Origin of the sequence: Luteimonas panaciterrae, assembly GCF_020511115.1 — a bacterium.
GTDB classification, from domain to species: Bacteria; Pseudomonadota; Gammaproteobacteria; order Xanthomonadales; family Xanthomonadaceae; genus Luteimonas; species Luteimonas panaciterrae.
Genome location: NZ_JAJAVH010000001.1, coordinates 463,172 through 485,596, shown reverse-complemented (window position 1 = coordinate 485,596; position 22,425 = coordinate 463,172). Strand labels below are relative to the sequence as shown.

At 65.4% G+C, this 22,425-nt stretch carries 17 protein-coding genes; 12 read left to right on the top strand and 5 right to left on the bottom strand.

The window, feature by feature from the left end; genetic code table 11:
* Positions 1–30: 30 nt before the first annotated feature.
* The 4 genes from LG367_RS02160 (at position 31) to LG367_RS02145 (ending at position 4,517) form a co-directional block, all read left to right on the top strand.
* Positions 31–204, top strand: a complete 174-nt coding sequence (locus LG367_RS02160) for a glutaredoxin family protein (protein WP_226467567.1) — start codon at positions 31–33, stop codon at positions 202–204.
* A gap of 289 nt (positions 205–493) precedes the next feature.
* Positions 494–760, top strand: a complete 267-nt coding sequence (gene ubiK, locus LG367_RS02155) for a ubiquinone biosynthesis accessory factor UbiK (protein WP_226467566.1) — start codon at positions 494–496, stop codon at positions 758–760.
* 11 nt (positions 761–771) lie between these two features.
* On the top strand, positions 772–2,286 hold the full coding sequence (locus tag LG367_RS02150) for a YifB family Mg chelatase-like AAA ATPase (RefSeq protein ID WP_226467565.1): 1,515 nt from the start codon (positions 772–774) through the stop codon (positions 2,284–2,286).
* A 155-nt stretch (positions 2,287–2,441) separates the two neighbouring features.
* Positions 2,442–4,517 carry a S9 family peptidase gene (locus LG367_RS02145; protein WP_226467564.1) on the top strand — a complete coding sequence of 692 codons (2,076 nt, stop codon included), beginning with the start codon at positions 2,442–2,444 and terminating at the stop codon, positions 4,515–4,517.
* A 79-nt stretch (positions 4,518–4,596) separates the two neighbouring features.
* Here LG367_RS02145 and aceA read toward each other — a convergent pair whose 3' ends face one another.
* A complete protein-coding gene (gene aceA / locus LG367_RS02140) occupies positions 4,597–5,889 on the bottom strand; it encodes an isocitrate lyase (protein WP_226467563.1) in 1,293 nt (430 codons plus the stop codon).
* A 74-nt stretch (positions 5,890–5,963) separates the two neighbouring features.
* Entirely contained in the window at positions 5,964–7,565 is a 1,602-nt protein-coding gene (gene aceB, locus LG367_RS02135) for a malate synthase A (protein WP_226467562.1), read from the bottom strand.
* Between the two features lie 208 nt (positions 7,566–7,773).
* On the opposite strand from aceB, the gene LG367_RS02130 reads away from it, so the two are divergent.
* Positions 7,774–8,739 (top strand): LysR family transcriptional regulator, encoded by a 966-nt coding sequence (locus LG367_RS02130; protein ID WP_226467561.1) that lies wholly within the window; start codon positions 7,774–7,776, stop codon positions 8,737–8,739.
* 152 nt (positions 8,740–8,891) lie between these two features.
* On the opposite strand, the gene LG367_RS02125 is transcribed toward LG367_RS02130, so the two are convergent.
* Positions 8,892–10,406 carry a hypothetical protein gene (locus LG367_RS02125; RefSeq protein WP_226467560.1) on the bottom strand — a complete coding sequence of 505 codons (1,515 nt, stop codon included), beginning with the start codon at positions 10,404–10,406 and terminating at the stop codon, positions 8,892–8,894.
* 137 nt (positions 10,407–10,543) lie between these two features.
* Here LG367_RS02125 and LG367_RS02120 point away from each other — a divergent pair, with 137 nt between their 5' ends.
* Positions 10,544–11,368 carry a penicillin-binding transpeptidase domain-containing protein gene (locus LG367_RS02120; protein WP_226467559.1) on the top strand — a complete coding sequence of 275 codons (825 nt, stop codon included), beginning with the start codon at positions 10,544–10,546 and terminating at the stop codon, positions 11,366–11,368.
* Positions 11,369–11,374: 6 nt separating this feature from the next.
* On the opposite strand, the gene LG367_RS02115 is transcribed toward LG367_RS02120, so the two are convergent.
* Both LG367_RS02115 and LG367_RS02110 read right to left on the bottom strand, forming a co-directional pair.
* Positions 11,375–12,409, bottom strand: coding sequence for an NADP-dependent oxidoreductase (locus tag LG367_RS02115; RefSeq protein WP_226467558.1), 1,035 nt, complete (start codon positions 12,407–12,409; stop codon positions 11,375–11,377).
* Between the two features lie 404 nt (positions 12,410–12,813).
* A complete protein-coding gene (locus LG367_RS02110; protein ID WP_226467557.1) occupies positions 12,814–13,866 on the bottom strand; it encodes a LysR family transcriptional regulator in 1,053 nt (350 codons plus the stop codon).
* Between the two features lie 272 nt (positions 13,867–14,138).
* On the opposite strand from LG367_RS02110, the gene LG367_RS02105 reads away from it, so the two are divergent.
* The 6 genes from LG367_RS02105 (at position 14,139) to LG367_RS02080 (ending at position 22,272) form a co-directional block, all read left to right on the top strand.
* A complete protein-coding gene (locus LG367_RS02105; RefSeq protein ID WP_226467556.1) occupies positions 14,139–14,396 on the top strand; it encodes a hypothetical protein in 258 nt (85 codons plus the stop codon).
* On the top strand, positions 14,393–15,280 hold the full coding sequence (locus LG367_RS02100) for an SDR family NAD(P)-dependent oxidoreductase (protein WP_226467555.1): 888 nt from the start codon (positions 14,393–14,395) through the stop codon (positions 15,278–15,280). The genes LG367_RS02105 and LG367_RS02100 overlap by 4 nt, the downstream gene beginning before the upstream one ends.
* A complete protein-coding gene (locus LG367_RS02095; protein ID WP_226467554.1) occupies positions 15,277–16,491 on the top strand; it encodes an efflux RND transporter periplasmic adaptor subunit in 1,215 nt (404 codons plus the stop codon). The genes LG367_RS02100 and LG367_RS02095 overlap by 4 nt, the downstream gene beginning before the upstream one ends.
* Positions 16,492–16,748: 257 nt before the next feature.
* Positions 16,749–19,925, top strand: coding sequence for an efflux RND transporter permease subunit (locus tag LG367_RS02090; RefSeq protein ID WP_226467553.1), 3,177 nt, complete (start codon positions 16,749–16,751; stop codon positions 19,923–19,925).
* A 158-nt stretch (positions 19,926–20,083) separates the two neighbouring features.
* Entirely contained in the window at positions 20,084–20,830 is a 747-nt protein-coding gene (locus LG367_RS02085) for an SDR family oxidoreductase (RefSeq protein ID WP_226467552.1), read from the top strand.
* Entirely contained in the window at positions 20,824–22,272 is a 1,449-nt protein-coding gene (locus tag LG367_RS02080; RefSeq protein ID WP_226467551.1) for an efflux transporter outer membrane subunit, read from the top strand. Before LG367_RS02085 ends, LG367_RS02080 begins: the two co-directional genes overlap by 7 nt.
* Positions 22,273–22,425: the final 153 nt, after the last annotated feature.

Sequence of the window (22,425 nt, the reverse complement as noted above, 5' to 3'; positions counted from 1 at the left end):
CGATCCTGCTGCCAGTCATCACACGCTCGGATGTTTCCGTCGCCGGCATACGAAAGCGGCGGTTTCAGCGTACTGCGTAAACAGGCGAACAAGCCGGTCGTGATCTTCGCCACACCCGCTTGCCCCTATTGCAAGCAGGCGCGCGAATTGCTGATGCGCGAAGGCGTCGATTATCGCGACTATGTCATCGATCTCTCGCCGTAGGCCGAACGCCAGTTCGTCTCTCTGAACGGAAAGGGCGTGCCTCTCCTTTTCATCGGCGACCGGCGCATCAGCGGTTTCAGGGAAGAAGTCATCCGCGAATCCATCTCCCTGAACCGTCGTTCTCATTGAACGTGCTCGCCGACGTTCGGCGCTTGCCGGAAAACGCCACCCATGATGTAGTGCGCGCCGCCGTCAGAATTTTCTGACTGCCCGTAGCGGGACGCTCCGATGGCGCGATCACGGGATCGCGGCGCATGCTCGGGACGCCATCGCAGGAACAGACATTCAGATGATCGACCTCAATCCCATCGACGAACTCGCCCGCCGCCTCAGCAGCCTGGTTCCACCCGGCCTGCGCGAGGGTCGCGAGGAACTGCAGGAAAACTTCAAGGCCGTGCTGCAGTCCGGCCTCGCCAAGCTCGACTTGGTCACGCGCGAGGAATTCGAAGTGCAGCGCGCGGTGCTGCTGCGCACGCGCGAGAAGCTCGAAGCACTGGAGCAGCTGGTCGCCGAGCTCGAAACGCGCGCCGGCACCGACAACACCGCCTCGCACTGATCCCCGCCGTCATGGGACTCGCACTCGTGCACGGACGTGCGCGCTCGGGCGTTCACGCGCCCGCCGTGAAGGTGGAGGTGTATCTGGCCGGCGGTTTGCCGCGGATGTCGATCGTCGGATTGCCGGAAGCGGCGGTGCGCGAAGCCAAGGACCGCGTGCGCGCGGCGATCCAATGTGCGCAATACGAATTCCCCGCGCGCGTGATCACCGTGAACCTCGCGCCGGCGGATCTGCCGAAGGATGGCGGCCGCTTCGATCTGCCGATCGCGCTCGGCATCCTCGCCGCCAGCGGACAAATTCCGCGGGAATCGCTCGACGGTTACGAATTCCTCGGCGAACTCGGCCTCACCGGCGAACTGCGTCCCGTCGATGGCGCCTTGCCCGCCGCGCTTGCCGCGGCGCAGGCGGGACGCAAACTGGTGGTGCCGCTCGCCAACGGCGCCGAAGCCGCATTGGCTTCTGGCGTTGAAGTCCACACCGCGCGCACGTTGCTGGAAGTCTGCGCGCTGCTCAACGGCAGCAAGACATTGCCGATCGCCGAAGCCCCTTCCGCCGAGCCGGTGAGCGGCCCGGACATGCGCGACGTGCGTGGGCAGATGCACGCGCGACGCGCATTGGAAATCTCCGCGGCTGGTGGCCATCACCTGCTGTTGATCGGGCCGCCCGGCTGCGGCAAGACATTGCTGGCTTCACGACTGCCCGGCCTATTGCCGGAAGCCAGCGAAACCGAAGCGCTCGAAGCGGCCGCGATCGCCTCGGTCAGCGGACGCGGACTCGATCCGGCGCGCTGGCGCGAACGTCCATTCCGCGCACCGCACCACACCGCCAGCGCGGTCGCCCTGGTCGGCGGCGGTGGCGAACCGCGTCCGGGCGAAGTCTCGCTGGCGCACAACGGCGTGCTGTTCCTCGACGAATTGCCGGAATGGGATCGCCGCGCCCTCGAAGTGCTGCGCGAACCACTCGAATCCGGCATCGTCACCATCTCGCGCGCGGCACGACAGAACGAATTCCCCGCGCGCTTCCAGCTGGTCGCAGCGATGAATCCCTGCCCCTGCGGCTGGGCCGGCGATGTTTCCGGCCGCTGCCGCTGCCTGCCCGATGCGATCCGCCGTTATCGCGCACGCATCTCGGGACCGCTGCTCGACCGCATCGATCTGCACGTCGAAGTGCCGAGACTGCCGCCCTCGGAATTGCGCCCCGATGCGCCCGACGGAGAAGCCAGCGGCACGATCCGCACCCGCGTCGAGCAAGCGCAGCAGATGCAGATGCAACGCGCCGGCGTGTTGAACGCGCGTCTCGGACAAGCGGAAACGATGTCGTCGTGCCGGCTGTGCGAACGTGACCAGCAACTGCTCGAACGCGCCATCGATTCGCTGCAGCTGTCCGCGCGCGCCATGCATCGCATCCTGCGCGTCGCTCGCACCATCGCCGATTTGGCCGGCAGCGATCAGATCGCGACAGCGCATCTGACCGAGGCGATCGGTTATCGGCGCGCGGATCAGTCCGCGCAGTCCCAAGCCACCTGATCACAAGCGAACACGGCTCTCTTTTGCTTGCAACTCGCCATCGGCGAGGAACCCTACCCTGCCATCAGTCATGGCCGTTTTTAACCATGCACAAACGTATGCCGGAACGGCAGCGCTTAGTGTGGCGGTCATTATCCGCAACGATGGGGGATCGCATGCAACGCCTGATTCTTGTCTCCAGCCTTCTGCTCGCGCTGGCCGCGTGCAAGCAATCCGCCGAAACACCGGCTGCCAAGACCGATACGCCGCAAGCCGCGGCCACACCGGCTGAAGTCGAACTGATCCCGCGCGATGCACTGTTCGGCAATCCCGAACGCGCCGGCGTGCAGATCAGCCCCGATGGCAAGACGCTGAGCTGGCTGGCGCCGGTGGATGGTGTGATGAACGTCTGGGTGGCGCCCGCCGACGATCCGGGCAAAGCCAAGGCCGTCACCGACGACAAGGCACGCGGCATCCGCCAGTATTTCTGGAGCTATCGTCCCGATACGCTGCTGTACCTGCGCGACAGTGGCGGCGACGAAGACTTCCATGTCTACAGCGTCGATGTGGCCTCCGGGACGAAGCGCGATCTCTCGCCGTTCCCGAAAACGCGCGCCGAGGTCTCCGGCGTGAGCCAGCTGCATCCGGAATCGATCCTGGTCGGCATGAACGATCGCGATGCGAAGTGGCACGATCTCTATCGCGTCGATCTCGCTACCGGCCAGCGCACGCTGGTGGAAAAGAACACGAACGAGTTCTCCGGCTATATCACCGATGCCGACTACAAGGTACGGATGGCGCAGAAGTCGCGTCCCGACGGGGGCTCCGATCTGCTCGTTCCGGACGGCAAGGGCGGCTGGAAGAAGGTCGACGAGATTCCCTTCGAGGATTCGCTCACCACCAATCCCGCCGGCTTCACCACCGACGGCAAGACCCAGTACTTCCTCGATTCGCGTGGCCGCAACACCTCGGCGCTGTTCGCCATCGATGTCGCCAGCGGCAAGAAGACGCTGGTACACAAGGATTCGCGCGTCGACATCGGCGGCGCGCTGAGCGATCCGAAGACGAACGTGATACAGGCGGTGGCGTCGAACTATCTCAAGGAAGAATGGACGGCGATCGATCCCGCCATCGGCGCCGATCTGAAAACATTGCAGGCGCTCGGCCCTGGCGAAATCTCCGTCACCTCGCGCACGCTCGACGACAAGACCTGGATCGTCACCTATTCCGCTGCCGAGTCGCCTGTCGTGTTCTATCGCTACGCGCGCGGCGGCAAACCGGAGAAGCTGTTCTCCGCGCGCCCCGCCCTCGACGGCAAGCCGCTGGTGGCGATGTGGCCGCAGGAGATCAAGGCGCGCGACGGCCTGACGCTGGTGAGCTACCTCACCCTGCCCAAGTCCGCCGACGCCAACAACGACGGCAAGGCCGACAAGCCCGTGCCGCTGGTGTTGTTCGTGCATGGCGGCCCCTGGTCGCGCGACACCTACGGCTACAGCGGCTACGACCAGTGGCTGGCCAACCGTGGCTACGCGGTGCTGTCGGTGAACTATCGCGGTTCTTCCGGTTTCGGCAAGGCCTTCACCAGCGCCGGCGATCGCGAATGGGCCGCCAAGATGCACGACGATCTGATCGACGCCGCCGGCTGGGCGGTGAAACAGAACGTCACCACCAAGGATCAGATCGCGATCATGGGCGGCAGCTATGGCGGCTACGCCACGCTAGTCGGCCTGACGTTCACGCCGGATGTGTTCAAGTGCGGCGTCGACATCGTCGGCCCGTCCAATCTCAACACGCTGCTGTCGACGATTCCGCCGTACTGGGCCTCGTTCTTCGAGCAGTTCGCCAAGCGCGTCGGCGATCCGCGCACCGAGGACGGCAAGAAACTGCTGGCCGAACGCTCACCGCTCACGCATGCGGACAAGATCACCAAGCCGTTGCTGATCGGTCAAGGTGCCAACGATCCGCGCGTGAAGCAGGCCGAGAGCGATCAGATCGTGCAGGCGATGAAGGCGAAGAACATCCCGGTGACCTACGTGCTGTTCCCGGACGAAGGCCACGGCTTCGCACGGCCGGAGAACAACAAGGCCTTCAACGCGGTAACCGAGGGCTTCCTCGCGCAATGCCTGGGCGGCCGCGTGCAACCGGTCGGCGATGACTTCAACGGGTCCAGCATCACCGTGCCCGATGGCGCGGATCGCATTCCGGGCGTCGCGGAGGCGCTGAAGACGCATACGCAGGCGGTCCGCAAGTAACTAACGCGCAAAAAAGAATGGGAGGCCGGCAAGCCCGGCCTCCCATCTTTCCCTCTCTCCCTGGTTCGGAGTCCGGCGCTTACGCCGCTTTGGTTTCGAACTGCTCTTCCTCGGTCGAACCCTTCAGCGCCACGGTCGACGACTGGCCGCCCTGGATGGTCTGCGTCACGGTATCGAAGTAGCCCGTGCCCACCTCGCGCTGGTGCTTCACCGCGGTGAATCCGCGGTCGGCGGCGGCGAACTCGGCTTCCTGCAACTCCACGAACGCGCTCATCTGGCGGCGCGCATAACCGTGGGCGAGGTTGAACATCGAGTAGTTCAGCGCATGGAAGCCGGCCAGGGTGATGAACTGGAACTTGTAGCCGTAGGTGGCGATTTCCTTCTGGAACTTGGCGATGGTGGCGTCGTCGAGGTTCTTCTTCCAGTTGAACGACGGCGAGCAGTTGTAGGCCAGCAGCTTGCCCGGATACTTGGCGTGGATCGCTTCGGCGAACTTGCGCGCGAATTCCAGGTCCGGCTTGCCGGTCTCGCACCACACCAGATCGGCATACGGCGCGTAGGCAAGACCGCGCGAGATCGCCTGATCCAGGCCGTTCTTGGTCTTGTAGAAGCCTTCCACCGTGCGCTCGCCGGTGGTGAACGGCCTGTCGTTGTCGTCGACGTCGCTGGTGAGCAGATCGGCGGCTTCGGCGTCGGTGCGGGCAACGATAATTGTCGGCACGCCGCTGACGTCGGCGGCCAGGCGCGCGGCGGTCAGCTTCTCGATCGCTTCACGCGTGGGCACCAGCACCTTGCCGCCCATGTGGCCGCACTTCTTCACCGAGGCCAGCTGGTCCTCGAAATGCACGCCGGAGGCGCCGGCCTCGATCATCGCCTTCATCAGTTCGAAGGCGTTGAGCACGCCGCCGAAGCCGGCTTCGGCATCGGCCACGATCGGCTGCAGGAAGTCGATGCTGTCATCGCCCTCGGCGTGATACAGCTGGTCGGCGCGCAGCAGCGTGTTGTTGATGCGCTTGACCACCTGCGGCACCGAGTTGGCCGGATACAGCGACTGGTCCGGATACATCTCGCCGGCGAGGTTGGCATCGGCCGCCACCTGCCACCCGGAAAGATAGATCGCCTTCAGGCCAGCCTTGACCTGCTGCATGGCCTGGTTGCCGGTGAGCGCGCCGAGCGCGTTGACGAAATCCTCGGTCTGCAGGGAATTCCAGAGCTTTTCCGCACCGAGCTTGGCGATCGAATGCTCGACCGGCACGGTGCCGCGCAGACGCACCACATCCTCGGCGGTGTAGGCGCGCGTGACGCCCTTCCAGCGCGGATTGGTGGCCCAGTCTTGCTTCAGTTCTTCGGCGGTGGGCAGTTTGCTGGTCATGGTCGATTGGCCTTTGCGTTGAGCCCTGTCTTGTAGATAGGGATGTGTGGGGGTGTGGTCTGTGTCGAAGCCGGTCAGTCGAGACGTTCGTAGGCCGGCAGCGTGAGGAAATCGGCGAGCGTGTCGTTGCGGGTGAGCCGGTCGAGCATGCCGATGGCTTCCGGCACGCGCGCCACGCCGGGCAGCGCCTGTCCGGCCAGCAGCGACGGCAATTCGTGCAACACGGTGTCGAACAGTTCGAAATCGATCGGCGTGCCATCGTCGAGCTGCTGTTCGCCCACATGCAGCCATTGCCACAGCTGCGTGCGCGCGATTTCGGCGGTGGCCGCGTCTTCCATCAACCAGTGGATCGGCACGCAGCCATTGCCGTCGAGCCAGGCGGCGAGATAACGCACGCACACCTCGACGTTGCCGACGAAGCCCTTGCGCGTGATCGTGCCCTTGGACGGCGCGATCAGATCGTCGCGCGTGGCCTGCACGTCCTCGCGCAGCTTGCCGTGCTGATTGGCCGACGGCATGCCCTTGTCGAAAATCTCGCGCGCGATCGGGATCAGCGCCGGATGCGCCACCCAGGTGCCGTCGTGGCCGGCGCCGACTTCGCGCAGCTTGTCGGCGCGCACGCGCTCCATCGCCGCTTCGTTGGCGACGCTGTCGCCGCTGATCGGAATCTGTGCCGCCATGCCGCCCATCGCATGCGCGCCGCGGCGATGGCAGGTCTGGATCAGCAGTTCCGAATACGCCTTCAGGAACGGCTGCGTCATCGTCACCTGCGCGCGCTCGGGCAGCACGCGGTCAGGATGGGCGCGGAAGGTCTTGATGTAGGAGAAGATGTAGTCCCAGCGCCCGCAGTTGAGCCCGGCGATGCGATCGCGCAGTGCGTGCAGGATCTCGTGCATCTGGAACACCGCAGGCAGCGTCTCGATCAGCACGGTGACCTTCAGCTGGCCCTGCGGCAGGACGAGTTCGCTCTCGATGTACGACAGCGCGTCCTGCCACAGCGCCGCTTCTTCCATCGACTGCAGCTTGGGCAGGTAGAAGTACGGACCGCGATCGATCTGCGCCAGCGCCTTGGCATTGTGGAAGGCAAACAGGCCGACATCGAACAGGCCGCCGGAGAGGCGTTCGCCATCGATGCGCACGTGCTTCTCGTCCAGATGCCAGCCGCGCGGGCGCACGATCAGCACCGAACGCTCGGCGAAGGGCTTGAGCGCGTAGCGCTTGCCCTGTTCGTTGACGAATTCGAGCGTGCCGGCGGTGGCTTCGCGCAGCGAGCGCTGGCCGAGGATCAGGTTGGGCCAGGTCGGCGCCGTGGAATCCTCGAAGTCGGCCATGTAGCAGCTGGCGCCGGAGTTCAGCGCATTGATGACCATCTTCGGATCGACCGGGCCGGTGATCTCGACGCGACGGTCCTGCAATGCCGCCGGCAGCGGCGCCACGCGCCAGTCGCCTTCGCGGATGGCGCGGGTGTCCTCGCGGAAATCCGGCAGGCCGCCGTTGTCGAAGAAGGCCTGGCGCTCGCGGCGCGCTTCCAGCAGCGCCTGGCGGCGGGCTTCGAAGCGGCGATGCAGGCCGGCCAGCAGGGCGAGGGCCTCGGGCGTCAGCAGGGCGTCCTGGCCATCGGCGCGGGCGGCGATTTCGATCCCGCCCGGCAAGGCTTGCTTGAGAACTGCGGACATGGAGGACTCCGGCGACAACTGGGGCCCCCACCATCCGCCCGCGCATAGTATTTGACAACTGAGTTTTTTCAATCTAAATCATAAGTTCTACTTATTTTTAGTTAGATGAAATGCTCGAGTGTCTCTAACTCATTGAAACAAAAGCGTCTTGCCGTGCCCACGAAAGCTCGGAGCACTGAACGGCAAGCCGCCGGAGGCTGAAAACATCATGACGACCCCGACCGCCAACCCCCGTTTCGCCTACAAGGGCGACCGTCTCAAGCCTCTGCGCGCCTTCTGCCAGACGGCGCGGCTGGGCTCGGTCTCACGCGCCGCCGAGGCGCTGTACGTCTCGCAGCCGGCGATCACCCTGCAGCTGCAGGCGCTGGAACGGGACATGGGCGTGCCCCTGTTCGAACGCAGCGGCCGGCGCCTGATCCCCACCCGCGAGGGCCAACTGCTCTACGAAATGGCGCAGCCGCTGGTGGAAGGGCTGGACGATCTGGCGGCGGAGTTCCGCGAGAAGGTCAGCGGCCTGGATGCCGGCGAGCTCAACATCGCCGCCAACAGCTCCACCATCCTGTATCTGCTGCCGAAGATCGTCGCCGGCTTCCGCGCCGCGCATCCGGACGTGCGGCTGACGCTGCATCCGGCGATCACCGCCGACGGCACCGACCTGGTGCGCTCGGATGCCGCCGATCTCGCCGTCGGCTCGATGCTCGATGTGCCCGGCGACCTCAGCTACGCGCCGGTGTATCGCTTCGAACCGATGCTGATCGTGCCGCCCGAGCATCCGCTCGCGACACAACCGCAGTTGTCACTCGACGATCTCTCGCCCTATCCGCTGATCCTGCCGCCGCGCCGGCAGATCACCTATCGCCTGGTCGATCTGGTGTTCCAGCAGAACCGCGTGCCCTACACCGTGGCGCTGGAAGTGGGCGGCTGGGAAATCATCAAGCAGTACGTGGCGATGGGCATGGGCATTTCCATCGTCAGTTCGATCTGCCTCACCGAGGCCGATCGCGGCAAACTCGTCGCGCGCAGTCTGCGCGACTACTTCCCCTCGCGCAGTTACGGCGTGGTGGTGCGCAAGGGCAAATATCTGTCGCCGCAGGCGCGCGCTTTCATCGAGTTGATCCAGCCGCACCTGTTCTCGCCGCGCGGCTATGACGAGGCTGGGCATTCCGAACGCTGAGAAGATTCTCAACGTTAGCGCTTACGCTTTTGCTCGTCATTCCCGCGAAAGCGGGAATCCAGTGACTTTAGCTTTTCGGAAATCAACAAACTTCCGCGCGCAAGACGCTGGATTTCCGCTTTCGCGGGAATGACGAGCAAGGGCATCTTTCATCACGATAGCTGCGGCAGCCGGCGCAGCGCTTCGCGGAAGAACACGCGATCGGCGGGCACCAGTTCACGCAGACGCCGCCGCAATCGCGTCGCCGCGGCGGCGCTGGAGGCCTGATCGCCTTCGTAAGCCTGATACCAGGCCACTTCCAGCAACAGATTGCTGCGCTGCAAGGCATCGACCTGCAGCCGGCCGCTGTCCACTTCGGCCTGCAACGCCGTCGCGAGGTCGAGCCAACGCGGCCAACGGGAGGTGAGCTCGATGGGCGCCGTGCGTGTCCGGAACTGCTGCGGGCTCAACACCGGCCAGCGGCGGAATTCGGCCTCGTCCGGATGCACGATATCGGGCCCGCCACCGCGCACCATGCGCAACAGGTAGATGCTGTTCCAGCAGCCGCCGCCAACGCCGTGATGCTCGCTCAGCCACGCCGCGAGCGCGATCCACGACAGCGGCGAATGCGGCCCGGCGGCACCGACATCGAAGCCGCAACGCTCGAACAGCCAGATCGACCAGCCCAGATTGCTGGCCGTGGACGCCGCGGCATCGAACAGTTCGGCTTCGTTGGCGAGCGTCAACGCAAGCCGATAGTGTTGCAGCGCGGTGTCGGCGGCCCGGTTGCGTTCGTCCTGCGTGCGCTGGGCATCCAAAGCGAACGCGCGATGGATCAGCGCCTGCAGATTGGCATGCTCGCAGCACACGCGCGGATGATGCTGGAACAGCGGCGCCCAGCGCGGATCGTCGATGGCACCGCGCAAGATCTGATACGCGCGTTGCGGATCGCGCTCGGCATACGCGCACCACGCGCGCACGATGGCGGCCATGGCGCCGAGCCAGGCATGTTCAGGCGCCTGTACGTCGTGCCAGTGGCGATCCAGTTCATCGAGCACGGCACGCGCGGCATCCGCGTTGCCGGCGCGGCGCCACACCATGGCCTGTTGCAGCAAGGCGAGCGCCTGCCAGCGCGCATCCGAGGCCAGCGCTTGCGCGTGACGATAACCGGCGAGCGCGCCGTGATCGCCATCGACGATCAATCGCCCGTCGAGCATGTCGCGACGGGCGCCCGCCCAGGCGTGCCAGTAGGCCGGGTCCGCTTCGCCGAAGCCGCTCGTAGTGTTTTGCACGACCGCTGTGGCGGGTAGGCCCAGCCACACCGCGACCGCTTCCGCATCGACCGCGTTCCCGCGCAGGAAGATCTGCAAGCGCTCCGCTTCACCGCGCGCCAGCCAATGCGGCCCGCGGCTGCGTCCGGCCAGCGGCAGCATGTGCAGCGGCCGGTCGCGATCCTTGCCCCAGCCCACGCGCACGCCCCAGCGCTCGAAGTCGGCATAGGCGCGGCTGATCACCATGCGCAGATTGCGCGTGGCGGCAAAGCGTTCACGCAGCTCGGCTTCGCGGACCCAGCCGGCGCCGTCCTCCGTCTTCGCCGCCAGCCACAATCGCAACAACAGCCACAGCGACTGCCGGCGCACGGGCTGTCCCTGCAGGCGCGGCGCGCTTCCCAGCTCGATCTTGATCATGCACCGAAGTCTGGCATACGCGTCCGTGCGCGGTGACGACGGTTACGGCGGTGACGACGGCGACAGTGTGCCGGATTGGATACGGACACGATGCAATCCCAGACTGCGGCACACACTCACTTCCGGAGAGGATGTCCATGTCGATGCTTCGCCCCCGCGCAGGCATGCTGCTGTTTCTCGCACTGGCACTTGGTCACGCGCACGCCGCGACACCGAACGCCACGAAGACCCGCACCGAGATCGCCGCGCGCTTCGCCGATTACGGCCACGCCGGCGCCTGGCTGATCCAGCGCGAGGGCGACAAGGCGCATGTCGCTTATGGCGAGACGCTCGCCGGGAAGCCGCAGCCGCCCGCGTCCACGTTCAAAGTGATGCTTGCGCTCATCGCGCTGGAAACCGGCGTCCTGCGCAGCGCGGACGAGATCGTTCCCTGGGACGGCCGCAACTATGCGGACCATCCCGAATGGCAGGCCGACATGGCGCTGCGACAGGCGATGCGCACATCCAGCGAGAGCTACTTCCGCGTGCTGGCCGACCGAATTGGACGCGAACGTCTCGCCGCCTGGGTAACGCGGGTCGGTTATGGCAACGGCCGCATCGGCCCGAAGGCGGTCAGCGCCTGGCACGACGGCGTGCTGACAGTCACCGCGCAGCAGCAGCTAGCCTTCATCGATCGCGTGCGCCGCGGCAACCTGCCGTTCAAGCCCGCGACCCTGGCCACGGTCAAGGCGGTCATGCTTGAACGCGAAGCCGATGGCCGCCGTATCTACGGCAAGACCGGAACGCATTTCAAAGATGACGGCCAGCCGGGCGTCGGCTGGTGGATCGGCTGGGAAGAAGGCAAGGGCCGCGCCACCAGCTTCGTGCTGGAAGTGGAACTGAAGACGTTGGACTCGCGCGACAAGCGTGTCGCGCTCGGCGAGCGCCTGCTCGCCGAGGAACACGCCATGCCTGCGCGATGACTTGACTCAGGCGTCGGCGACGCGCACCACCAGCTTGCCGAAGTTGCGTCCTTCGAGCAGGCCGATGAACGCCGCCGGCGCATGCTCCAGACCGTCCACGACATCCTCGCGCAGCTTTACCTTGCCGGCGGCGAGCCATTCGCTCATGTCGCGGCGGAATGCGTCGAAACGATCGGCGTAGTGATCGAGGATGATGAAGCCTTCCATGCGGATGCGTTTCTGCAGCAACGTCGACATCGCCTGCGGCAGACGATCCGGGCCGGGCAGCGGTGCCTCGTCGTTGTAGTGGGCGATCACGCCGCACACCGGCACGCGTGCGTAGTTGTTGAGCAGCGGCAGCACGGCGTCGAACACGACGCCGCCGACGTTCTCGAAATAGACATCGATACCGTTCGGACACACCTCGGCGAGCCGCTGCGCCAGTTGCGCGTCGTTGCGGTCGAGACAGACGTCGAAACCGAGTTCCTCGACCGCGTAACGGCATTTGTCAGCGCCGCCGGCGATGCCGATCACGCGTGCACCCTTGAGCTTGGCGATCTGCCCGACCACCGCGCCGACCGCGCCGGTGGCCGCGGCCACGACCACGGTTTCACCGGGTTTCGGCTGACCGATGTCGAGCAGGCCGACGTAAGCGGTGAACGCGGGCATGCCGAGTCCGCCCACCGCCAGCGACGGCTGCGCCATGTCGCCCAGCGCGGTCAGCCCTTCGCCATCCGAAAGTGCGTAGTCCTGCCAGCCGGCGGCACCGAGCACCAGTTCGCTTTCGCGGAATCGCGGATGCTTCGAGGCCACGACGCGGCTGACCGTGCCGCCCGCCATCGGTTCGCCCAGCTTCACCGACGGCGCATAGGACGGCCCGATTTCATCCATCAGGCCGCGCATGTAGGGATCGAGCGAGAGGTACAGCGTGCGCAGCAGGACCTGGCCGTCACCGGGTGTCGGCACGGGCGTTTGATCGAGACGGAAATCCCGCGGTGTCGGCGCGCCATGCGGGCGCGAGGCGAGGACGATGCGGCGGTTGACGGTATCGCTTTGCGGCATGGGATCGAAACTCCAGCGAGGATGGGAGGTGTACGGCGGGTCGTTCCAGATCCGAAGAAGAGGGAACGGGCGAAAGATTTCGAAGCGGACTCATCGTCCATGCGGGAGCACAGCCCCGTCCCCAAGACGCAAAGCCGAAACACAGAAGCGCTGTTCGCGACCTCAATGGTGGGCGGTCGAAGCCATCGCTCCGACCTGATCGTTTCTCACCGCACGGCTCGTTCGCCCGTGACATCGATGCCCAACGAGCGATAAACGAAATCCATTCCCAATTGAGAATGGTTTGCATTTACATCGGGGCGCTCGCACAATGCCGCCCTCTCCCCGACCATCACGGGTGCCATATGCACCTGGCCTTCCGGGGACGGCGTACATGGCCGCGGGCGACGCGGCGCGCCGCCCACTCAGACCAGTTCGAGATCCTCGTCGTCCGGCTCTTCCGTCTCCGGCACGGTCGTCTTGCGCGAGGACGCCTTCGCCAACTGCGCCTTCGCCAGATCGGACGCGCGCTTGGACGCCATGAAGCGTTTGCGGTCCGGGCACAGCACCTGCATGTAGTCGGCGTCGAAGTTGAGTCGCTCCACCAGGAAGTCGACGAACGCACGCACCTTCGGCGAGGTGGTCTGGCCGCGCGGGAACACGGCGTTGAATTCGTACTCAGGACCGGTCCAGCCGGCCAGCACGCGGGTCACGTGGCCGAGTTCGGCATGCGCCTTCATGTTGACATCGCTCGCCAGCAGCAGGCCTTCGCCGCAGATCAGCGCGCCGGTGAGCGCGCCGGGATCGTTGGCGACCAGCACCGGATCGATGCGGTAGTCGTTCGTGTGCTCGCCATCGTTCAGCGGCCAGAAGTACTGGCCGTTGCGCAGCGACTTCTGCATCGCCAGCGTGCGGTGGTGCAGCAGGTCATCCGGATGCACCGGCTCGCCGTGGCGCTCGATGTAATGCGGGCTGGCGTAGACCTGGGTTCGGAATATCGCCAAGCGGCGCGCCACCAGATTGGAATCGGGCAGATTGCCACCGCGCAGGGCGACATCGACCTCGCGATCGATCAGGTCGATCGGTTCGTTGCTCAGCAGCATCTCCACGCGCACCTCCGGATGCTGCGCGTGAAACTCACCGAGCAGCGGCGCGATCCAGGTGATGCCGATCGAATACGGCGCGGTGAAGCGCAGCCAGCCGCGCGGCCCGCCCTGCAACTGTCCGACCGCGCTCTCGGCTTCGTCGAGTTCGCGCGCAATGCGCTGGCAATGTTCGTAGTACACATTACCCGCCTCGGTGAGACCGAGCTTGCGCGTGGTGCGATGCAGGAGCTGCGCGCCCAGGCGCGTTTCCAGATCCTGCACCTTGCGACTGACGGTGGTCTTGGGCAGACGCAGCGCCTTGGCCGCGCTGATGAAACTGCCGTGTTCGACGACCTTGACGAAGATCAGGGTGTCGTTGAGATCGCGTGCCATGGGTGTTCTCCGAGGAACTCTCTGCAGAAGAAGGAAACGCCGCACGCCAATGCCCTGCCAGGCATTCGCCGCGTCTCCGGGTGCCCGACCGGGCCAGGCCGGGCTCTGAATATCGCAAGTCGATATCGGTCTGCCGCCGCCGATTGCAAGGACAATCCAGGCATTAGACCGAATTCGGGACAATTATTCCCCGATTCAGGGGCTAATCAAGTCCCGGCGCCGGGATTATCGTTTGTTCCATTCCGATACACCCTCTCCCCCGGAGATTCGACATGAGCAACATCCATCGCCGTAATCTGCTGGGCTCGGCTCTGGTCCTGTTCCTTTTGGTCGACCTGCTGGGCCTGACTTCTTTTGTTTTCAATCAATGGTTTGGCGTCACTTTTTGGCAATCCTGGGGCCTGGCAGCCCTGCTTGCCCTGCCGCTGACCATGCTGGTGTTGCCGCTAGTGAACTCTATTCTCGACGCCGTCACAGTCCGTGACAACGTCCCAATGACGGGAGAAAAAATCCCGGGAGCGGGACAATGACCTCGACTCTGATCATCCTCGGCGCCACCGGCTGCATTGGCCGTGCCGTCGTCGCGGCGGCGATCGAGGCCGGACACGGCGTGGTGGCGGTCGCCCGCGACCCCGCTGAGCTGGATTCGCTGCGCCGCAAGCACCCCGGCACCGATCTGGTGACGATGGCCGCCTCGGTGGGCACGGATCGCGAGGCGGAGACGCTCGCCGACCGCATCCGCGATCTCGAGCGCCCGATCGGCGGCGTGATCGTCGCCATCCGCGGCGACGTCGAACGCGGACGTTTGCTCGACAAGCCGGCCGACTTCCTGCGCCGCCGTCTCGACGAGGATCTGCTGCCGCACCTGTTCGCCGCGCGTCACCTGCTGCCGCTGCTGGCCGAGTCCAAACGCGGCGGTTACGTGCTGATCGGCGGACCCGGCGCCGAGCAGCCGTGGGCCGGCTACGGCTATCGTTCGATCGGCAACGCCGCGCTACGCATGCTCGCGCGCGTGCTGCACGACGAAGCCCGCGCGTTCGCGGTACGCGTGCAGCTGCTCGCGGTCGATTCGCCGGCGCGCACCGATTCCAACGCGCGTCACGCCTGCGAAACGTGGCCGAGCGTGCATGCGATCGCGCGGCATGCCGTGGCGATGACCGCCGGAATCGAACCTCCCAACCACGCCATCATCCGGCACAACGTGCGTTCGGCACCTTTGGATGTCTGGTCAGACGACATCGATGGCGGCGCCGTCCCGGACCACCCTCGCTCAGTCTCAAATCCTGATACGGCACCTGAACAGAATTCAGCCGCGCATGTCGAAGCGGCCGCCGCTCAATCGTCAGTAGATGTGCGCGCGCTCTTGCGCGCGATCGCCTCCTCCCCTCGCTCACAGGAAACCCCCTCCCCATGATCACTCACGCGATCTCTCGCAAAGCCCTTGCCCGTTCGGGCACTAGTGTCCCGTTGCCCGCGCTGCTGTTGAGCGCGGTGATCGCGGTCGTCGTCGCCGCCTGCGACAGCAACGCCGCCCCCAACGCCGGAATGCCGCCGCCGCCCGAAGTGAGCGTCGCCACTGTGCTGTCCAAGCAGGTCACGCAGTGGGACGACTTCACCGGCCGTGTCGCCTCGCCGGAAACCGTCGAACTGCGTCCTCGCGTGAGCGGCTACGTCGATCGCGTCAACTACCGCGAAGGCGATGAAGTCAAGAAAGGCCAACTGCTGTTCACCATCGACCAGCGTCCCTACCGTGCGGCTTTGGCGCGGGCGGAAGCCGATCTGGAACGCGCACGCAGCGAAGCGCTCCTGACCAAGTCGCAGAATACGCGCGCCCAGACCCTGATCGAAGCCAAGGCCATCTCGCGCGAGGAGTTCGACACGCGCAAGGCCGCCGCCGCGCAAAGCACCGCCTCGGTGCGAGCCGCCGAAGCCGCGGTGACCACTGCGCGCCTGGACTTGCAGTTCACCGAAGTGCGCTCGCCGATCAATGGTCGCGCCGGTCGCGCGATGGTGACCACCGGCAATCTGGCGCAGGCCGATGCCACCCTGCTCACCACCGTCGTCTCCGTCGACCCGATGTATGTGTACTTCGAAAGCGACGAGCAGAGCTTCCTGCGCTATCAGGAACTCGCGCGCAAGGGCGAACGCGCCGCGACCAAGAATCCGGTGCGCGTCGGCCTGGCCAGCGAAGAGGGCTATCCGCACGAAGCCACGCTGAACTTCACCGACAACCAGGTCGACCCGACCACCGGCACGATCCACGCCCGCGCGGTGCTGCCCAATCCCGACCGCCGGTTCACGCCGGGGCTGTTCGCCCGCGTGCAGCTGGAAGGCAGCGGCGAATTCAAGGCCATGCTGATCGACGACAAGGCCGTGCTCACCGATCAGGACCGCAAGTACGTCTACGTGCTCGGCCCGGAGAACAAGGCACTGCGCAAGGACGTGGTGCTGGGTCGTCTGATCAACGGTCTGCGCGTGGTGCAGTCCGGTCTGGCCGCCAATGACAAGGTGATCATCAACGGCGTGCAGAAAGTGTTCTTCCCCGGCATGCCCGTCAACCCGAAGACAGTGGTGATGGGCGCACCGGAACCCCAGCAACAGGCCCGCGTAGCGCAAGCGCAGTAACGATCTCTCTCCCCCTTGTCGGACTGAGCTCGCTACGCAGGTCCGGCGGCCGCCGATTCTCCCGCATCCGCCTCCCCCGGTGCTGGAGGATCGGCGAAGCCGCCACTCCCTTCGATCCTCCTTCCCCGCGCACGCGGGGAAGGTTGGGGAGAGAACGCCCGATTTCCTAATCAAGCTCGGCGCATTGCGCCCGGCCGTCTTCTCCCGCCTCTGCCCGCGACCGTGGGCAGGGGAGCAAAACCTCTGAGGAAACCCCCATGGATTTCTCCAAATTCTTCATCGACCGGCCGATCTTCGCCGCGGTGCTGTCGATCGTGATCTTCGCCGCAGGCTTGATCGCGATTCCGATTTTGCCGATCAGCGAATATCCGGAAGTCGTGCCACCCTCGGTGGTGGTGCGCACCGTGTATCCCGGCGCCAACCCGAAAGTGATCGCCGAAACGGTGGCCACGCCACTGGAAGAAGCGATCAACGGCGTCGAGGGCATGATGTACCTCAAGTCGGTCGCCGGCTCCGACGGCGTGCTGCAGATGACCATCACCTTCCGCCCCGGCACCGATCCCGACGATGCCGCGGTCAAGGTGCAGAACCGCGTCGCGCAGGCACAGGCACGTCTGCCTGAAGATGTTCGACGGCAAGGCGTCACCACGCAGAAGCAGTCGCCTGTCTTCCTGATGGTGGTGCACCTGACCTCGCCCAACGGCAAGTACGACACGCTGTACCTGCGCAACTACGCACGCCTGCACGTGAAGGATGTGCTCGCACGCCTGCCCGGCGTCGGCGACGCGCAGATCTTCGGCGGCGGCGATTACGCGATGCGCGCCTGGCTCGACCCGGACAAGGTCGCCTCGCGCGGCCTGACCGCCAGCGACGTGGTGCGCGCGATGCGCGAACAGAACGTGCAGGTTTCCGCCGGCCAGCTCGGCGCCGAGCCGATGCCCAACAGCAGCTTCCTCACCCTGATCAATGCCCAGGGCCGCCTGCGCTCGGAAGAAGAGTTCGGCAACATCGTGCTCAAGAGCGGCAGCAACGGCGAGATCGTGCGCCTGGCCGACGTCGCCCGCCTGGAACTCGGCGCGGGTGACTACACCCTGCGCTCGCAGCTCGACGGCAAGAACGCGGTGGGCATCGGTATCTTCCAGTCGCCTGGCGCCAATGCACTGGAAATCCAGGAGCAGGTGATCGCCAGCATGGACGAGCTCACCAAGAGCTTCCCTGAAGGCATCAAGTACGAAGCCGTCTACGACACCACCATCTTCGTTCGCGACTCGATCAAGGCCGTGGTCTCGACCCTGTTCGAGGCGATCCTGCTGGTGGTGCTGGTAGTGATCCTGTTCCTGCAGACCTGGCGCGCCTCGATCATTCCGCTGATCGCGGTGCCGGTGTCGATCGTCGGTACGTTCGCCGCGCTCTACGTGCTCGGCTTCTCGATCAACACGCTGAGCCTGTTCGGCCTGGTGCTGGCCATCGGCATCGTGGTGGACGACGCGATCGTGGTCGTGGAGAACGTCGAACGCAACATCGAGGAAGGCCTGAGTCCACTCGATGCGGCACACCAGGCGATGAAGGAAGTGTCCGGCCCGATCGTCGCGATCGCGCTGGTGCTGTGCGCGGTGTTCGTGCCGATGGCGTTCCTGTCGGGCGTGACCGGCCAGTTCTACAAGCAGTTCGCGGTGACGATCGCGATTTCGACGGTGATCTCGGCGATCAACTCGCTCACGCTGTCGCCGGCCCTGGCCGCGCGCCTGCTCAAGTCGCACGATGCACCGAAGGACGCGCCCTCGCGCCTGATCGACCGTCTGTTCGGCTGGCTGTTCCGTCCGTTCAACCGCTTCTTCAAGTCCAGCTCCGAGAAGTACCAGGGCGCGGTGTCACGCACGCTGGGCAAGCGCGGCGCGGTGTTCGTGGTCTATGCGATCCTGTTGGCGGGCACCGGCATGATGTTCAAGCTGGTTCCGGCCGGCTTCATCCCGACACAGGACAAGCTATATCTGATCGCCGGCGTGAAGTTGCCCGAAGGCGCCTCGCTCGCGCGCACCGACGCGTTGCTGAAGAAAGTCAGCGACATCGCGATGAACACCGAAGGCGTGGCGCACACGATTTCCTTCCCGGGCTTGAACGCGCTCCAGTTCACCAACACGCCCAACACCGGCGTCGCGTTCCTGCCGCTGAAGCCTTTCAGTGAGCGTCATGGCCGCACAGCCGCGGAAATCACCGCCGAAATCAACCAGAAGATCGGTGGACTGCAGGAAGGATTCACCTTCGCCATCATGCCGCCGCCGATCCTTGGTCTGGGCAACGGCAACGGCTATCAGATGTTCATCGAGGATCGCGGCAATCTCGGTTACGGCGCGTTGCAAAGCGCGGTGAGCAGCTTCCAGGGCGCGGTGTCGCAGACACCGGGCATGGGATTCCCGATCACCACCTACCAGGCCAACGTGCCGCAGCTCGACGCCGAAGTCGATCGCGTCAAGGCCAAGGCGCAGGGTGTGCCGCTGACGGAGCTGTTCGACACGCTGCAAACCTACCTGGGTTCGGCCTACGTCAATGACTTCAACCAGTTCGGTCGCACCTGGCAGGTGATCGCGCAGGCCGACAGCTCGTATCGTGACAGCGTCGAGGACATCGCCAACCTGCGTACCCGCAATGATCGCGGCGAGATGGTGCCGATCGCCTCGATGGTGAGCATCAAGCAGACCTACGGCCCCGACCCGGTGCTGCGCTACAACGGCTATCCCGCCGCCGACATCGCCGGCGAAGCCGACCCGCGCATGCTGTCCTCGGCGCAGGCGATGAGTACGCTCACCGATCTGGCCGCGAAGGTGTTGCCCAACGGCATGAACATCGAGTGGACCGACTTGAGCTACCAGCAGGCCAGCCAGGGCAAGGCGGCGCTGGTCGTGTTCCCGCTCGCGATCCTGCTCGCCTTCCTGGTGCTGGCCGCGTTGTACGAATCGTGGACGCTGCCGCTGGCGGTGATCCTGATCGTGCCGATGTGCATGCTCTCCGCCCTGCTCGGCGTCAAGCTCACCGGCGGCGACAACAACGTGTTCGTGCAGGTGGGCCTGGTGGTGCTGATGGGCCTGGCGTGCAAGAACGCGATCCTGATCGTCGAGTTCGCCCGCGAACTGGAAATCCAGGGCAAGGGCATCGTCGAAGCCGCGCTGGAAGCCTGCCGCCTGCGTCTTCGCCCGATCGTGATGACCTCGATCGCCTTCATCGCCGGCACCATCCCGCTGGTGCTCTCGCACGGCGCCGGCGCGGAAGTGCGCTCGGTCACCGGCATCACGGTGTTCGCCGGCATGCTGGGCGTGACCGTGTTCGGCCTGTTCCTGACGCCGGTGTTCTACGTCGCCCTGCGCAAGCTGGCTGGAGGCAAGCTGGTCAGCCACGGTCATTCCACGATGGAAGCGCCGCATACCGCGCAAGTGTGATCGCGTCGATCAAGACAGAAGAAGCAAGAATCGGATAGCGCCGCTCGTCACGACACCGCAATGTGCACCGACGAGCGGCGCATCCCTCACCGCTGACGATCGCAATCCTCCCTCTCCACGATGCAGGCCCGCCTGCATCCGCTCCAAGGAATCTCCCCATGTCCACGAACGCAAATTCCACCAAGGTCGCTCTCGTCACCGGCGCCACGCGCGGCATCGGTTTTGAAACCGTGCGCCAGCTCGCCAACAACGGCGTGCACGTGCTGCTCGCCGGCCGCGATCGCAACAAGGCCGTCGAAGCCTCGCTGAAGCTGCAGGGCGAAGGCCTTCCGGTCGAGGCGATCGTGCTCGACGTCACCGATGCCCAGAGCATCGCCGCCGCCGCCGAGGAAGTCGCGCGTAAGCACGGCCGCCTCGACATCCTCGTCAACAATGCCGGCATCGTCGCCGAGCAGCCCGGCGGCAAGCCGTCGGAGCAGCCGCTGGACAACTGGCGCCGCACCTTCGATACCAACCTGTTCGGCGTCGTCGCGGTGACGCAGGCGTTCCTGCCGCTGCTGCACAAGTCCGAGGAAGGCCGCATCGTCAACGTGTCGAGCATCCTCGGCTCGCTCACCGCGCACAGCGATCCCGCCTCGCCGATCTACGACTTCAAATCGATCCCGGCCTACAACGCCTCCAAGAGCGCGGTGAATTCCTGGACCGTGCATCTGGCCTACGAACTGCGTGACACACCGATCAAGGTGAACGCCGTGCATCCGGGTTACGTCAAGACCGACATGAACAACGGCGAAGGCGAGATCGACATCCCGACCGGCGCCAAGACCAGCGTCAGCATGGCCCTGCTCGACCAGAACGGTCCGAGCGGCGGCTACGTCTACCTCGGAGAAACCCTGCCATGGTGATTCGTTCCCTCACACTCGGACTCACGGCGGCCCTGCTCGCCGCCTGCGCCGTCGGACCCGACTTCACGCGACCGACGGTCGCCACGCCCGAACGCTTCGCGCAAGCCGCAACCTCTGAAGGCGTCGCGCAGACACCCACGCCCGCCGCCGATGGCACGTTCTGGCTCGGCTTCAACGATCCGCAGCTGACCTCGCTCGTGGAAGCCGCGCTGTCGGCTAACCACGACCTGCGCATCGCGCTTGCCAACTACGATCGCGCCAACGCGCTGCTGCGTGGCTCGAAGTTCGACTACTTCCCCACGCTCACCGCCAGCGGCCAGGCCAGCAACAATCGCGCCAGCGCCGATCAGCAGCCCGGCGTGTCGCGTAATGATCGGGATAGCGACTCCTACAGCGCTCAGGTCGATGCGACCTGGGAACTCGACCTGTTCGGCCGCATCCGCCGCAACGTCGAGGCCAATCGCGCCGACGCCGCCGCCACCGCCGCCGATCTGCAGGCGGCGCAGGTCGCCATCGTCGGTGAAGTCTCACGCACGTATCTCGAATTGCGCGGATTGCAGGAACGCCTGCGCGTGGCACGGGAGAACGCCGACAACCAGCGCGAAACCCTGCAGTTGGTGGAAGCACGCTACAACGCCGGACGCGACAGCGAATTCGACACCGCCCGCGCCCGCGCGCAGCTGGAATCGACCTCCGCCCGCATTCCCGCGCTGGAAGCACTCATCGCCACCGACATGCACCGCCTCGCGGTGCTGAGCGGACGCACGCCCGATGCCTTGCTCGCGGAACTGACGCCGCCCAAGCCGCTGCCGACACTGCCGGCCGGAATCGACCCCGGCGCGCCGGGCGATCTGCTGCGCCGCCGCCCCGACGTCGCCGCCGCCGAACAGCGTCTGCATTCGGCCACCGCGCGCATCGGCGTGGCTACCGCCGACCTGTTCCCGCGCTTCACGCTCGGCGGGCTGATCGGCAGCCAGGCGATCGACAGCAGCAATCTGTTCGAACGCAGCAGCGAAACGCGTCTGGTCGCGCTCGGCATCGACTGGTCGTTCCTCGACATCGGCCGCGTGCGCGCGCGCATCAAGGCCGCCGATGCGGAAGCCGAAGGCGAGCTGGCACGTTATCAGCAAGCCGTACTGCTGGCGCTGGAAGACACCGAGAATGCATTGGTGAGCTTCGATCGCACTCGCGAGGAGGACTCGCATCTTGAACGCGCCGCCAGCGACAGCGCGCGCGCAGCGCAGCTGGCACGCGTGCGGTTCGAGGCCGGTGCGACCAGTCTGCTGGAAGTGCTGGATGCCGAGCGTACCCGCCTGCAAGCCGAAGATGCCTTCGCTGATGGGCGCACGCGTAGTGCCACCAGCGCGGTCGCACTGTTCAAGGCATTGGCGGGTGGTTGGCCGCAGACGTTGCCGGTGCGGGAGAAAGTTGCCGGGCGTTGAGGTATAGCGCCTGTTTTCAAAGCCCTTCCGCTTTTTTGGGGAAGGGCTTTGATTTTGCTTGTCATTCCGGCGGAAGCCGGGTTTTTAACAGCCGGATGGCTGGTCATCCAGGCTCTGGCTTGATCGAAGCCTGGATTCAGCCTCTCGCTTGAT

Coding starts and splice junctions, on each gene's coding strand:
- LG367_RS02080 (WP_226467551.1), top strand. CDS start 20,824: ATGGTGATTCGTTCCCTCACACTCGGACTCACGGCGGCCCTGCTCGCC.
- LG367_RS02150 (WP_226467565.1), top strand. CDS start 772: ATGGGACTCGCACTCGTGCACGGACGTGCGCGCTCGGGCGTTCACGCG.
- LG367_RS02105 (WP_226467556.1), top strand. CDS start 14,139: ATGAGCAACATCCATCGCCGTAATCTGCTGGGCTCGGCTCTGGTCCTG.
- aceB (WP_226467562.1), bottom strand. CDS start 7,565: ATGTCCGCAGTTCTCAAGCAAGCCTTGCCGGGCGGGATCGAAATCGCC.
- LG367_RS02085 (WP_226467552.1), top strand. CDS start 20,084: ATGTCCACGAACGCAAATTCCACCAAGGTCGCTCTCGTCACCGGCGCC.
- ubiK (WP_226467566.1), top strand. CDS start 494: ATGATCGACCTCAATCCCATCGACGAACTCGCCCGCCGCCTCAGCAGC.
- LG367_RS02125 (WP_226467560.1), bottom strand. CDS start 10,406: ATGATCAAGATCGAGCTGGGAAGCGCGCCGCGCCTGCAGGGACAGCCC.
- LG367_RS02120 (WP_226467559.1), top strand. CDS start 10,544: ATGTCGATGCTTCGCCCCCGCGCAGGCATGCTGCTGTTTCTCGCACTG.
- LG367_RS02160 (WP_226467567.1), top strand. CDS start 31: ATGTTTCCGTCGCCGGCATACGAAAGCGGCGGTTTCAGCGTACTGCGT.
- LG367_RS02090 (WP_226467553.1), top strand. CDS start 16,749: ATGGATTTCTCCAAATTCTTCATCGACCGGCCGATCTTCGCCGCGGTG.
- LG367_RS02115 (WP_226467558.1), bottom strand. CDS start 12,409: ATGCCGCAAAGCGATACCGTCAACCGCCGCATCGTCCTCGCCTCGCGC.
- LG367_RS02110 (WP_226467557.1), bottom strand. CDS start 13,866: ATGGCACGCGATCTCAACGACACCCTGATCTTCGTCAAGGTCGTCGAA.
- LG367_RS02145 (WP_226467564.1), top strand. CDS start 2,442: ATGCAACGCCTGATTCTTGTCTCCAGCCTTCTGCTCGCGCTGGCCGCG.
- aceA (WP_226467563.1), bottom strand. CDS start 5,889: ATGACCAGCAAACTGCCCACCGCCGAAGAACTGAAGCAAGACTGGGCC.
- LG367_RS02100 (WP_226467555.1), top strand. CDS start 14,393: ATGACCTCGACTCTGATCATCCTCGGCGCCACCGGCTGCATTGGCCGT.
- LG367_RS02130 (WP_226467561.1), top strand. CDS start 7,774: ATGACGACCCCGACCGCCAACCCCCGTTTCGCCTACAAGGGCGACCGT.
- LG367_RS02095 (WP_226467554.1), top strand. CDS start 15,277: ATGATCACTCACGCGATCTCTCGCAAAGCCCTTGCCCGTTCGGGCACT.